Source organism: Micromonospora sp. NPDC020750 (genome assembly GCF_044334565.1).
Lineage (GTDB): Bacteria > Actinomycetota > Actinomycetes > Mycobacteriales > Micromonosporaceae > Micromonospora.
On record NZ_JBIRTH010000015.1, the window covers coordinates 73,526 to 86,005 of the forward strand.

The window sequence follows — 12,480 nt, forward strand, 5'->3', positions numbered from 1 at the left end:
GAGAGCGGGGGAGCCACGTGGTGCGGCGCCAGGTACGCCACGGCGGCCCGATCGGGGCACGCCGATGAATCCGGCGGCGGGGTCGACGCCGTCGCCGGTGGTCGCCCGGGTGCCGGTGCTCAACGCGGCCAACGCGCTGACCCTGCTGCGGCTGGTGCTGGTGCCGGTCTTCGGAGCGACGGTCGTGATGTCGGCGATGAGTCACTCCGGGTGGCGGATCGTGGCCTGCCTGATCTTCGTCTTCGCCTCGGCCACCGACCTGGTGGACGGCTGGATCGCCCGCCGCTTCGGCCTGGTCACCTCCGTGGGTCAGGTTGCCGACCCGATCGCCGACAAGGCGCTCACCGGCGCGGCCCTGGTGCTGTTGTCCTGGTACGACCTGCTGCCCTGGTGGGTGACCGCGCTGATTCTGGCCCGCGAGCTGGGCATCACGGCGCTGCGGTTCTGGGTGATCCGGCACGGCGTCATCGCGGCCAGCCGGGGCGGCAAGATCAAGACTGCGCTCCAGATCCTCGCGATCACCTGGTACCTGTGGCCGATGCCGGCCGGCCTCGCCGACGTCGGCCCCTGGATCATGGCCGCCGCGGTGGTCGTCACGGTGGTCACCGGCTTCGACTACATCGCCCAGGCCCTCCGGCTCCGTCGGCCCCGCCCCTGACCGGCCCCGCCCCTGACCGGCCCCGCCTTCCCCGGTGGTCACGGGACCACCACATCGTCGCCGGTGGTGGGCGGGAGGATGCGTGGGCGGGGTGGCGTAGGGCGGCAGCGGCGGGGAAAGGAACGTGGGCATGGAGACGGATGCGAACGGGCGGCGGCCGGTCGGGAACCCGGCGGCCGGGGTGGTGCACCGCCTCGCGCAGCGGCACGAGACGCTGGCGACCGTGGAGTCGCTCACCGGTGGGCTGCTCTCCGCCTCGCTCGTGGAGATCGCCGGAGTGAGCGGCGTCTACCGGGGCGGGCTGGTCGTGTACGCCACCGAGCTGAAGGCGTTGCTGGCGGGCGTACCGGAGGACCTGCTGGCCGACCGCGGACCGGTCGACCCGGACGTGGCCCTCGCCCTGGCCGAGGGCGGCCGGCGGCGCTGCGGGGCCGACTGGGGGTTGGCCACCACCGGAGTGGCCGGGCCGCAGCCGCAGGACGGCAAGCCGGTCGGGCTGGTCTACATCGCCGTCGCCGGGCCGGGCGGCGCCGAGGTCACCCGGCTCGACCTGGACGGCGGCCGGGCCCACATCCGCTCCGCCACGGTGATCGAGGCGTTGCGGCTGCTCGCCCGACGGATCCACGCGGCGGAGGTGGCGGAGGCGGCGACCGCGCAGGGCACACCGGCCGCCGACGGGGATCCCGCGACCGCCGCGACGGGCGGGCGCTGAGCGGCCACCGCCAGATGGTGGGGCAGGGTGGGATGTCACCGGGGCCGGCAGCGGGTACGGTTGCGGGAAGGCTCCGACGCGTGTCGTCGGCACCGGGGCGGTACACCGCGCCGGGAACGACCGCCGTCGGAGGGGTGAGACCAGTCAGGGGAGGTGCGATGGTCCTGCTACGCCGGGTGATCGGTGACGCACTGCGGGCGCGCCGGCAGGGGCAGCAGCGCACCCTGCGCGAGGTTTCCTCCGCGGCGAACGTGAGCCTGGGCTACCTGTCCGAGATTGAGCGCGGCCAGAAGGAGCCCTCCAGCGAGCTGCTGGCCGCCATCTGCGACGCCCTCGGTGCCCGCCTCTCCGAGCTGCTCCGAGAGGTCAGCGACACGGTGGCACTCGCCGAGCAGCTCCCGGGGGTGCTGATGCCGGTGCAGGACGAGCCCGTCGAGCCGGCGCCGGTGGGCCGCGCCTCCGTCCGCAACGCCGCAGGCCGCGGCGTGCGCCAGGTCTCCACGGGCGGCTCGGTGTCGGTGGCGGTGCACCAGGACTCGCCGCTGAAGGCCACCCTGCGCAGCACGCGGGTGCGCCCCGCCGACCGCGACCGCGACGTCGTCTGCGCCGCCTGAACCTGCCCGCCGCCTGAACCAGCCCGCCGGGCGGCCCACCCCGGCCGCCGACACGCCCCGAGCGCCTCGTCGGCGGAGCCGCGACTCCGCCCGTCGGCCCGACCGCGCGGCAGGTGCGACCCCGGCCACCCGACGACGTGGTCGGGCTTTCCCGCGCCGCGTACTGTTGATCAGACGGCGGCGCGTGCCGCCCGTGGACGTACGCGATGCCGGGCTGGCGCCCGGCTGGGACCATGGCTTCACTGCCGCGTGCGACCGCCGGCCGGACCGCCCGGCACGGTCGGGGCGGCGCGACTCTACTGAGGGGATACCGCGGAGATGGCGAACCCGTTCGTCAAGGGCTGGAAATACCTGATGGCGCTCTTCGGTGCCCGGATCGACGAGCACGCCGACCCCAAGGTGCAGATCCAGCAGGCCGTCGAGGAGGCGCAGCGTCAGCACCAGGCGCTGGTCCAGCAGGCGGCGGCGGTGATCGGTAACCAGCGTCAGCTGGAGCTGAAGCTGTCCCGGCAGATGTCGGAGGTCGAGCGGCTCCAGGGCAACGCCCGGCAGGCCCTGGTCCTCGCCGACCAGGCCCGGGCCCGCGGCGACGAGGCGGAGGCCGGCAAGTACGAGCAGTCCGCCCAGATGCTGGCCACCCAGCTCGTCTCGGCCGAGCAGGCCACGGAGGACCTGAAGACCCTGCACGACCAGGCGCTCGGCGCCGCCGCGCAGGCCCGCCGGGCGGTGGAGAACAACTCCATGATCCTCCAGCAGAAGCTGGCCGAGCGCACCAAGCTGCTCAGCCAGCTGGAGCAGGCCAAGATGCAGGAGAGCGTGGCCCGCTCGCTGGAGTCGATGTCCTCCCTGACGGCGTCCGGCAGCACCCCCTCGCTGGACGAGGTGCGGGACCGCATCGAGCAGCGCTACGCCACCGCGATGGGCCGAGCCGAGCTGGCCGGCAACTCCGTCGAGGGTCGGATGCTGGAGATCCAGAAGGCGTCCCTGGACTCGGCCGGCTCGTCCCGGCTGGAGCAGATCCGTTCCAGCATGGCCGGCGAGCAGCTTGCCGGCCGGCAGGACCGCGCGGCGGGACAGGGACAGGCCGCTCCGACCGCCGACCCGGCCGCCGCGGCCCGGCTCGACCAGATCCGGGCCAGCATGGGCCAGGAGCGCGGCACCGGGGACACCACCGCCGCCAGCTGAGCGGCACCAGCGCCGCTGGTCGGGCGGCATCAGGGCCGGACGGGCCGGGCGGCGTCAGCGTCGTCGGCCGGGCGGCCGGAGTGAGGAGGCACGCATGGCAGACGAGCGGGCACGGTACTTCCGCGAGCTGCGCCGGCTGCGGCGGGCCGCCCGCCGGTGGAGCGTCCTGGGCGGCGGCCTGACCGGGGCGGCGGCCGTGCTGGCCCCGTACGCCGGGCTCGGGCTGCCCGACGCGGCCTGGGCCGGCGCCGCGGGCAGCGCGGTGGCCCTGGCCGCCTGGCGCTGGCTCGACCTGCGGGCCCTCGCATCGCGGCCGGCGCCCCCGGCGCTCGACCCGGCCGAGGCCGCCGCCCGGTCCCGGGCCCGGCTGGTCGCCGCCGTGGAACGACTCCCGGCCGGGCAGGGGGTGCTGGCCGAGGTGCGCCGGGCCCGGTCCCGGCTGGCCCTGCGCGGCACCAGCGTGGCCGAGCCGTGGGCCCGGCTGGACCGGGCCGCGCTGACCCTCGGCGGGATGACCGGCCAGCTGACCGGGCTGGCCGAGCCGGCCGTGCTGGAGGCCGCCGCCGCCGACCGTTCGCTGCGCGAGCTGGCCGGGCGGGTGGCCAGCGTCGAGCGGGCCCTGCGGCTCGCCCCGGCCGACGCCCGGGCCCCGCTCGCCGGCGCCCACCGGGAGCTGTCCGGGCAACTGGAGAGCGGGGTGTCCGCGTACGAGCGACTGGTGGTGGCCGCCGCCGGCTACCTGGCCGAGGACGCCCGCCCCAGCAGCGAGCACGCCGCCGCGTCCCGGCTCGCCGAGGCGACCGACCTGCTGCACGGGGTGGCCTCGGCGCTGGCCGAGCTGCGTACCGTCGGCGACCCCCTGCGCGCCCCCACCCGCTGACCGCTCAACCGGGGGTGCTCACCGCCACCGGCGGGGTGAACGGCGAGCTGCCGATTACGTTGAACGACCGCACCCGGTAGTGGTACGTCACGCCCCGGGCCAGGCCGGTGTTGGTGAACCCCCGCCCGTGCACCGTGAACGCGACGACCTCCCGCTCGAACGCCGGGTCGAGGGCCCGCTGCACCACGAAGCCGGCCCCCGGCCCGCCCGGTGGCCCGGCCGCCCAGGTCAGCGCCACCGTCGCCGTGTCGGGCGCGGGGGCGCTCGCGGCGCCGGCCAGCGCCGTGGGCGGTGCGGGGCGGGGCGGAGTGGTGACGGTGGCGACGGTCGACCACGGCGACGCCGCCCCCAGGTAGGTGGTCCGCACCCGGTAGTAGTAGGTGGTCTCCGCAGCGACCACGGCGTCCACGTGCTGCCCGCCCACCCCGATCGCGGTGGTGACCGGCCCGCTGGTGAACGTCGGGTTGGTGGCCCGCTGCACGTCCACGCCGGTGGCGAAGGAGCGGTTCGCCCAGCGCAGCGCCACCCGCGGCGGCGCGGCCGGCGGGATCGCCGCGACCAGCCCGGCCGGGGCGGTGAGCCGGACCGCCGCCGGCACCCCGTTGGACCAGGCCGAGCAGCTCACCTCGTTCTCCGCCCGGATCCGGTAGTGGTACGTCACCCCCGGGGTGACCGTCGCGTCGGTGTACCGGTTGGCGGCGGCGGCCACCGTGATCGCGATGACCCCCTCGGTGAACGCGATGTCGGTGGCCCGCTGGAGCAGGTGGCTGCGGGCCTGCGGGTGGCTGCCGTTGCCGGTCCAGGTCAGCGCGATCGCCGGCAGCACGGTCGCCGACCCGGCCATCGGCGTGGCCGTCAGCCCGGTCGGTCCCTTCGGGGCGACCCGCAGCACCAGCGGGCGGCTCATGCCCTGGTCCCGGTGGCCGCCGAGCTGGCTGTGCCAGCGGTACTCCCAGCCCATGTTGACCAGCTGGTTCACCACCGCCGCAGGCCGGCCGTCGAGCGGGCTGACCGGGGTCGAGCCGATCCGGGCGCCGGCCGGGCGCGTCGGGTCGAGCAGCCGGACGCTGTCGCCGAGCTTGAACGGCAGGACGGGCGCGACGGGGCGCAGCGCCACGACCACGTCCTCCCGGGGGTTCACCCGGACCGTCTCCTTCCAGCCCAGCTCGTTGGCCTCCGGCAGGCGGATCGTGCCGTCCCGGCCGACGCGGTTGACGAGCTGCACGTCGCAGCCGCCGATGTGCACGGGGTGGGTCTGCCCGGCGTCCCCGGTGATCCGCCAGAGCTGGGTGCCGTCGGCGGGCGCGCCGACCGGGACCGTGGGGTCGGCGATCACCAGGGTCTCGGTGGCCGGGTCGACGGGCCCGAGCGGCAGGGTCACCGGGCCGAGCGGGCCGGCGTTCGGGTGGGCGACCCCGAGCCGGCCGGCGACCCGCCCGTACGCCGGCTCGAACACCTGCCCCACCGCCTTCACCGCCAGCGGCAGGGTCACCGGTACGGCGGCTCCGGCCGGCGTGAAGCTGACCGAGGTGGCGTACGCCGTGACCACGGTGTCCCCGGCCGTGCGGGTGCCGAACGCGGCGTCGTACGCCGGCTGGGGCACGATCGGCGGGCGCTGGCTGGCCGCGTACGCGGCGGGCAGCCGGTCGGCGAGCCGGGCCAGGTCGAACGGCTCGGCGGGCTCGCCGGCCACCCGGAACTGGAGCAGGGTGCGGGTGTTCGGCCCGTACCCGGGGCGGGTGCCGGCGATCCCGCCCACGGCGGTGCGGTCCGGCGCGTCGGTGTGGTGGTCGTAGCGGGGGTCGAACCGGGGCAGCGGGGCCGGGCAGTCGTTGTACAGGATCACCGTGGCCCCGGGCGGGACGGCGGAGAAGTCGACCACCACGTCGGCCCGCTCCCCGGGGGCGAGCAGCAGGGTGTGCCCGTCGACGTTCAGCACGGTCGGATCCTGCCGGTCGTACCGGTAGCCCACCGGGCGGTTGGGCAGCACCACCGGGGCGGGCAATAGCCCGCACTCGTTGCCGACCTGGACGAACTCCGGCCCGGCCGCGGCGGGGTCCGGCACCCCGCCGTCGCGACCGTCCGTGGGCCAGTGCGCCGGGCGGCCGGGGGAGCGGACCGCCTCCACCATCGGCACCTCGCCCGCGTCGGCGTCGCGCAGCTCGCCGTCCGGGCCCCACATCGGGCCGTCCGAGCGGGCCCGGTAGAGCTGGAGGTTGAGGCCGCGGTCCGCGCAGGCGTTGAGGATCCGGAACCGGTACGCCCCCGGCGTCACCGTCAGGTACGGGTAGGCGACCCCGTTGACCAGCGGGGTGTCGCCGTACGCCGCCGGCACCGCCGACGGGTGCGGCACGCCCGGGGCCAGTGGCGGCTCGTCGGGGGCGGCGACCGGATCGTGGTGCGGGTTCGGCGCCGGCCCGGCCGGGCGGCCGTCGGTCTCCGGGTCCGGCCCCGGTCGGGTGGCCGCCTCCCGGCCCGGCGGGGGGCCGGTCCACGGGCCGTAGTCCCAGCGGCCGGTCGGGTTGCCGCCCGAGGCCCGGTACGGGTTCTGTCGGGGCTGGTAGACGTGCGGGTGCCACAGGCTGCCCCGGGCCCCCCAGCGGTCCCGGTCCCAGGTCGGGTCCTGGGCGGCGAGCTGGGTGTCGTCCGGTACGAAGGTGCGGTCCTGGATCACCAGCGGCAGCTGCTCGGCGGGCAGCACGCCGTCGGCGACGAGGCGCTCCTCGGCCGGGTCGGCGAGCAGGTAGAGCGCGAGCTGACCGGAGTGGACGGTGAGCCGGGACAGGCCGAGCGTGTTGTCGTGCAGCCACATCAGCCGGCCGCTCTGCTCGTTCGGGTAGTACAGGGTCGTCGCCCCGGGGCCGGGCGGCGGCATGTCCGGCACGTGGGTCAGCCCCACCCCCGTCGGGTACGGGGTGATCTCGCCGGCCGGGGTGACCCACTGCCACGGGTTGCCGGCGCTGATCCAGCCGGTCTGCCCGCCGTACAGGTGCGGCACGGCCCGGTTCTGCGGGTACGGCGCCGGCCCGTCCAGCGGCCCGGCCCCGGCGCCGTCGAGGGTCGGGTCGACGGGCAGGAACAGGTCGCCGGCCCGCCCGGTGGGGAGCTGGTTGATGAACTTGATCCGTACCGGCCGGCCCCGCCGGGCCACGATCACCGGCCCGAGCAGGTACGGCCGGTCGGGCGGGGCGACCGTGTTGTGCCCGGAGCCGTCGGTGCCCAAATTGAGCTGCCGGTAGCCGCGCAGTCGGGTGGCGGGCAGGTCGCGGTGCAGGCGCTGGGCGTACTCCTGGAGACCGATCTCGTAGTAGTCGCAGCCCGGCCAGGTGATGGTGTCGGGGACGGCCACCGGCAGGTACCCGCCCAGTTCGGTGCGGCCCGCCTCGCCCGGGCCCGGCAGCGCGTCGACGAACTTGCGCAGGCCGGTGCCGGGAACCGTCCCGCCCCGCCCGTCGGGGACCGGCAGCGGGCTGGTGGCGAAGTTGGGCACCGGCCCGAAGTTGCGCGGGACCGCGGCCGGGTCGAGGCTGGCCGGGACGGGGGCCGCCTCCTCGGCGGCCCGGGCCGCCGGCACGGTCGGCCCGACCTCCCGGCCGGTGCGGGCGGCCCGGTCGGCGAGGTTGGAGCGCAGTCTGCGGAACAGCACGATGGCTCTCCCCGGGATCGAGGCGCGCCGGCCGCCACCCCCTTGGGACGGCCGTCGCGTCTGTTGACGATCGGTGAGCACTCAACCGCAGCATGCGACGCCGGACCCCTGGTTAGGAACTACCCAATCGTCCGTATCTGCGGGCGTCCCGGACCCTGGGACCGGCGCGTCGGGGCAGGTCAGGGTGTCGACCGGCCCGGTCGTCGGGGTCAGGAGGACGCCGGGTCAGGAGGGCGTCGGTCGGGGCGGGGTAGTGCCCGGCGGGCCGGGCTGGCAGGCCGGGCACCAGTAGGTGACCCGTTCGCCCAGCTCCTCCTTGCGGATCGCGGTGCCGCACCGGCGACAGGGCTGCGCCCGCCGGCCGTACACGTAGCTGGTCCGCCCCCGGTGCAGCGAGCCGGTGGTGCTCTGGGTCCACCGCCCCCGGTTGGCCGCCAGCAGCCTCTGCGCGAGCGTCACCGTGCCGGCCAGGTCGGGCACCGCGCCGACCCGGGTCCACGGCGAGATCCCGCGCAGGAACAACACCTCGCACTTGTACAGGTTGCCCACGCCGGCCAGGTTGCGCTGGTCGAGCAGCGCCTCCCCGATCGCCGCCTCCGGGCGCGCGGCGAGCCGACGGACCGCCTCGGCCGGGTCCCAGTCGGCGCCGAGCAGGTCCGGCCCGAGGTGCCCCACCAGCGCGCCCTCCTCGGCCGTCCGTACCAGCGCCAGCTCGTGCAGGTGGTACCCGACGGCCACCGCCTCCGGGCCGCGCAGCACCGCCCGGATCAGGTGCGCGGGCCGGGCCGTCCAGCGTTCGCCCGGCGCGTACGCCCGCCAGGCCCCGTCCATCCGTAGGTGCGAGTGCAGCGTCCAGCGGGTCGTCCGATCGTCACCGGCGGCCGGGGCGTCGACCGGCTCCGGGGCGGTGAGCCGGAGCAGCAGGTGCTTGCCCCGACTGGCCGACTCGCGCACCGTCCAGCCGGTCAGGTCGGTGGTGGCCAACTGCGGCACCCGAAAATCGCAGCCGGTGAGCCGGACCCCGCCGAGGGCGCGGTGCAGGACGCGGGCGGTGTTCCAGACGGTGTCACCTTCGGGCACCCCGCCATTCTCCCTCCCCGAACGGGATTCGCGTGTATCGCCATTTGTACGGAGGTTCCCATCGATCGAGCGAAAGGCAACGATCAGGGTGTTCTGAGGAGGAACAACGTGAATTGTCCGCGTACTGCCGTCCGTAGCCTCGTCCTCTCCCCGCTGCTCGCCCTCGCGCTCCTCTACCTGGCCGCTGTCCCCGTACCGCCCGCCTCCGTCCCGCTGCCGGCGGCCTTCGCCGGACCGGCCGCCGCGTCTCCCCGTGCCGCCGACGCGGTCGCGCCGACCGAGCGGTGGGACGCCGACCTCTCCCGCGCCGACGGCCTCAACGCCCGTTGGGCCGGCGGGGGGCTCCGGCTGTCCGACCGGACGCCGCGCGCCGTCACCTCCGCCGCCCTGGACCGGCACGCGCCGGTCGCCGAGGGCGCGTACCTGAGCCCGGAGCGGGCCCTGACCCGACCCGCGACCCGGGTCCGCGCCGAGGTGGACGCGGACGCCGGCCCGGACGCCGCGGTGGAGGTCCAGGTGCGCGGCCGGCACGCCGCCGGCTGGACCGAGTGGCGCACGGCCGGCCCCGCCGCCGTCTTCGACCAGCCGGTCACGCGGGTCCAGGCCCGGGTGCTGCTCACCGCCCGCGCCGCCGGGGCCACCCTCGCGGTTCGTGCCGTCCGGCTCACCGCCGACCGGGCGGCCGTCGCCGCCGCGTCCACCCCCGGGCGGGTCTACCGGGTCTACGCCACCCGGATCGGGCTGGTCGGCGGGACCACCGCCAACGGGCACGTCGTCACGTCCCGTGACCACTTCGCGGCGCTGCCGTCCCGGCGCTCGCTCTCCCCGCGCGGCACCGGCGACTACACGGTCCGGGTCTGCACCACCAGCGGCAGCCGCTGCGAGTACGCCCCGGTCTGGGACGTCGGGCCGTGGAACACCCGGGACGACTACTGGAACCCCGCCGCCGTCCGGGAGAACTGGAAGGACCTCCCGCAGGGCAGGCCCGAGGCGCAGGCCGCGTACCAGGACGGCTACCACGGCGGGCGGGACCAGTTCGGTCGGACCGTGCTGAACCCGGGCGGCGTCGACCTCGCCGACGGCACCTTCTGGGACGGCCTCCAACTCACCGACAACGCCTGGGTGGACGTCGCGTACCTGTGGACCGGAACCGGCCCGCACGGCGTGATCGGTTCCGGCCCGCTCAACCTCCGCACCGGCCCCGGCACCGGGTACGCCGCCCGTGGCCTCGCCGCCACGTACGCCCACGTGCCGATCCAGTGCTACGTCACCGGCCAGACCGTCAGCGGCACCTACCGGACCACGAACCGGTGGAACCGCCTCGCCAGCGGGCAGTACGTCAGCCACGCGTACATCTCCGCCGTGTACGGCGGCGCCGCGCCGCGCTGCTGACCGCGGGCGCTGGCCCCTCACCCGTCCCGCGTCGCCCCGGCCCGTCCCCACGCTCGGGGCGGGTCAGGGGCGTTCCTCCGGGCGGGCCGGGCGCACGATCTCCTGGTAGCGGGGGTGGCTGGCACCGTAGATCGCGAAGTTGAGCCGCGCGTGGGACAGGCTCAGGTCGCCGTTCGGGCCGCCCCGCACCACATCGGCGTCGGCGTCGGCCTGGCCGTCGTCGGTCCAGAAACAGACCGGGCAGGTGCCGCCCCCGGTTTTCGATGCGCAGCAGGGGCATGCCGACGGAACCCATTGTTCACCCACCGGAAGAGCATTCCACAAGCGGCCACCGGGCATCAGTCCGGCGGTGGTCCGATTTCGTCACCCACCGAACGGCCGTTCCCGGCCGTTCCCCCGACGCCCCCGGCGCAGTGTCGTGCTCAGGCGGCGGCGGTGACGGTGACCAGGTCACCCGGCCCGACCGCGAGCACGTCGACGGCCCGGCCGCCGTTCACCGCCGCCGCGACCAGTCCGGCGGAGTCCACGTGGACCACCAGCCCGCCGGGCGGGGCGTCGCCGAAGGTCCGCCCGTGCGCCGCCGCCCGCCCGGCCACCCACAGCCGGGCCGGCAGCGCGGCCAGCAGGTCGCCCGGCGCGGCGAGCTGCACATTGCCGAAGTGGTCCACGGTCAGCACCTCGGCGGTGAAGCCGTCGGGGCCGGACCGCACCACCGGCTCGGGCAGCCGGACCAGGGCGGCGGGGTCGACCGCCGGGCCGGCGTCGGAAAGCGGCGCGCCGAGCGCCAGCCGGGCCGCGACCGGGGCGAACACGTCCCGGCCGTGGAAGGTGCGGGACACCTCGGGGGCCAGCCACTGCGGGTTGGTCAGTTCGACGGCCGCCGTGACGCCGCCGAGCGCGGTGGCGGCGTCCAGCAGCAGCCCGTTGTCCGGCCCGACCAGCAGCCCTCCCGGGGTGGCCAGGGCGATCCCGCGCCGGGCGGTGCCCACCCCCGGGTCGACCACCGCGACGTGCACCCCGCCCGGCAGGTACGGCACCGTCTGGGCGAGCACGGCCGCGCCCCGGCGCACGTCGGCCGGCGGCACCAGGTGGGTCACGTCGATCACCCTGGCGGCCGGGGCGAGCCGCCCGATCACCCCGTGGCAGGCGGCCACGAACCCGTCGGCGAGGCCGTAGTCGGTGGTCAGCGAGATCCACACCACGGACCTCCTCCTCGTACTCGGGTGTCTCCCCTGCCGCCCGCAGCGCGGGGCGGCGCGACTGCCGGTTCGACGCTAGCCTCTCGGCCGTGACCCGTGTGCTGCTGGTGCCCGGCCGGAACGAGCCGCTGCCCGGCCACTGGCAGGAGTGGCTACGCGGCCGGGACCCGGAGCGCCGCTGGGTTCGCCACGCCGAGCGCGGCCGGTACGTGGCCGAGGACCGGGTGGCCGCCCTCACCGCCGCGCTGGATGAGGCAACCGGGCCGACCGTGCTGGTGGCGCACAGCGCCGGCTGCCTCACCGTGGCGCTCTGGGCGCGCGGCGGCCCCGGCCCGGTGCGGGGGGCGCTGCTGGTCGCCCCGCCGGACATCGACGAGCCGTGGACGGACGGGGAGTCCTCGATGCCGGCGCTGCCCGACGACCCGCTGCCGTTCCCGTCGATCCTGGCCGCCAGCCGCAACGACCCGATGATGGCGTACGAGCGGGCGGCGCACTACGCCGGGCGGTGGGGTGCCGAGCTGGTCGACCTCGGCGACGCCGGGCACGTCACGACCGCCGACGGCTACGGCCCGTGGCCCCTGGCGGAGGAGTTGATCGCACGCCTGCTCGCCCCCTAGCTGTACTGGCGGGGACGTTGGTTGAGAACTGTGCCCAGGTGTTCTCTGTCGTCGGTAACTGCAACGGAGCTGCGGGGTTGAGCCTCACGAGGCCAACCGCTCACCTGCGTAGCGGCCTGATCTTGCGAGTTCGGTCCCGCCGTCTGGCTGGTTGATCTCTGACCACACCGCATCGAGGGAGAGGCCGAGGACGTCGGCGATGGCAGCGATGGTCGGGAAGGCGGGGGTGGCTACGCGACCGGACTCGATCTTCCGAAGGGTCTCCGGCGAGACGCCTGCTCGCAGGGCGGTGACGAGCATCGAGCGTTCCCCCCTGGCCCGGCGCAGGAGGGCGCCGAGGCGCTGCCCGCGTTCGACCTCTGCGGGAGTGAGCGGCAACCTGACCATGCTCCGGGCCCGCGGCGCGGTGCTCCACGGGCTGCCGCACGACTACCCGCTTGCCAACGGTGACCTGCTGAAGCTCGACCTCGCTGTCTGCCAAGGCGGAGTTGTCGCCG

Annotated in this window: 12 protein-coding genes and 1 pseudogene; 8 read left to right on the top strand and 5 right to left on the bottom strand. The window is 76.0% G+C overall.

Annotated elements, in window-relative coordinates; all coding sequences use genetic code 11:
• Positions 1-64: 64 nt before the first annotated feature.
• The 5 genes from pgsA (at position 65) to ACH4T9_RS30425 (ending at position 4,049) form a co-directional block, all read left to right on the top strand.
• Positions 65-658, top strand: a complete 594-nt coding sequence (gene pgsA / locus ACH4T9_RS30405; protein WP_396674759.1) for a CDP-diacylglycerol--glycerol-3-phosphate 3-phosphatidyltransferase — start codon at positions 65-67, stop codon at positions 656-658.
• 130 nt (positions 659-788) lie between these two features.
• Positions 789-1,370 (top strand): CinA family protein, encoded by a 582-nt coding sequence (locus tag ACH4T9_RS30410; RefSeq protein ID WP_396674760.1) that lies wholly within the window; start codon positions 789-791, stop codon positions 1,368-1,370.
• A 158-nt stretch (positions 1,371-1,528) separates the two neighbouring features.
• Positions 1,529-1,984: a helix-turn-helix domain-containing protein gene (locus tag ACH4T9_RS30415; RefSeq protein WP_396674761.1), complete on the top strand. Its 456-nt coding sequence runs from the start codon at positions 1,529-1,531 to the stop codon at positions 1,982-1,984.
• A gap of 318 nt (positions 1,985-2,302) precedes the next feature.
• Positions 2,303-3,169, top strand: coding sequence for a PspA/IM30 family protein (locus ACH4T9_RS30420; RefSeq protein ID WP_396674763.1), 867 nt, complete (start codon positions 2,303-2,305; stop codon positions 3,167-3,169).
• Between the two features lie 94 nt (positions 3,170-3,263).
• Entirely contained in the window at positions 3,264-4,049 is a 786-nt protein-coding gene (locus ACH4T9_RS30425; RefSeq protein ID WP_396674764.1) for a hypothetical protein, read from the top strand.
• A gap of 4 nt (positions 4,050-4,053) precedes the next feature.
• Here ACH4T9_RS30425 and ACH4T9_RS30430 read toward each other — a convergent pair whose 3' ends face one another.
• Both ACH4T9_RS30430 and ACH4T9_RS30435 read right to left on the bottom strand, forming a co-directional pair.
• The gene (locus tag ACH4T9_RS30430) at positions 4,054-7,698 is read right to left on the bottom strand and encodes a multicopper oxidase domain-containing protein (RefSeq protein ID WP_396674779.1); all 3,645 of its coding nucleotides are present in this window, start codon (positions 7,696-7,698) and stop codon (positions 4,054-4,056) included.
• 222 nt (positions 7,699-7,920) lie between these two features.
• Positions 7,921-8,775, bottom strand: coding sequence for a zinc finger domain-containing protein (locus tag ACH4T9_RS30435; RefSeq protein ID WP_396674766.1), 855 nt, complete (start codon positions 8,773-8,775; stop codon positions 7,921-7,923).
• A gap of 108 nt (positions 8,776-8,883) precedes the next feature.
• Between ACH4T9_RS30435 and ACH4T9_RS30440 the strand changes: the two genes are divergently transcribed.
• Positions 8,884-10,167, top strand: coding sequence for a hypothetical protein (locus tag ACH4T9_RS30440; protein WP_396674768.1), 1,284 nt, complete (start codon positions 8,884-8,886; stop codon positions 10,165-10,167).
• A 63-nt stretch (positions 10,168-10,230) separates the two neighbouring features.
• Here ACH4T9_RS30440 and ACH4T9_RS30445 read toward each other — a convergent pair whose 3' ends face one another.
• Entirely contained in the window at positions 10,231-10,473 is a 243-nt protein-coding gene (locus ACH4T9_RS30445; RefSeq protein WP_387016345.1) for a CPCC family cysteine-rich protein, read from the bottom strand.
• A 116-nt stretch (positions 10,474-10,589) separates the two neighbouring features.
• Complete coding sequence (locus ACH4T9_RS30450) at positions 10,590-11,369, bottom strand: S-adenosyl-L-methionine hydrolase (RefSeq protein ID WP_396674770.1); 780 nt, start codon at positions 11,367-11,369, stop codon at positions 10,590-10,592.
• A gap of 86 nt (positions 11,370-11,455) precedes the next feature.
• On the opposite strand from ACH4T9_RS30450, the gene ACH4T9_RS30455 reads away from it, so the two are divergent.
• Positions 11,456-11,983, top strand: coding sequence for an RBBP9/YdeN family alpha/beta hydrolase (locus ACH4T9_RS30455; protein WP_396674771.1), 528 nt, complete (start codon positions 11,456-11,458; stop codon positions 11,981-11,983).
• An 84-nt stretch (positions 11,984-12,067) separates the two neighbouring features.
• On the opposite strand, the gene ACH4T9_RS30460 is transcribed toward ACH4T9_RS30455, so the two are convergent.
• Entirely contained in the window at positions 12,068-12,370 is a 303-nt protein-coding gene (locus ACH4T9_RS30460) for a helix-turn-helix transcriptional regulator (protein ID WP_396674772.1), read from the bottom strand.
• Between the two features lie 10 nt (positions 12,371-12,380).
• Between ACH4T9_RS30460 and ACH4T9_RS30465 the strand changes: the two are divergent.
• A pseudogene (locus ACH4T9_RS30465) lies at positions 12,381-12,480 on the top strand (type I methionyl aminopeptidase); the annotation flags it as partial.

Coding starts and splice junctions, on each gene's coding strand:
- ACH4T9_RS30460 (WP_396674772.1), bottom strand. CDS start 12,370: ATGGTCAGGTTGCCGCTCACTCCCGCAGAGGTCGAACGCGGGCAGCGC.
- ACH4T9_RS30425 (WP_396674764.1), top strand. CDS start 3,264: ATGGCAGACGAGCGGGCACGGTACTTCCGCGAGCTGCGCCGGCTGCGG.
- pgsA (WP_396674759.1), top strand. CDS start 65: ATGAATCCGGCGGCGGGGTCGACGCCGTCGCCGGTGGTCGCCCGGGTG.
- ACH4T9_RS30420 (WP_396674763.1), top strand. CDS start 2,303: ATGGCGAACCCGTTCGTCAAGGGCTGGAAATACCTGATGGCGCTCTTC.
- ACH4T9_RS30410 (WP_396674760.1), top strand. CDS start 789: ATGGAGACGGATGCGAACGGGCGGCGGCCGGTCGGGAACCCGGCGGCC.
- ACH4T9_RS30415 (WP_396674761.1), top strand. CDS start 1,529: ATGGTCCTGCTACGCCGGGTGATCGGTGACGCACTGCGGGCGCGCCGG.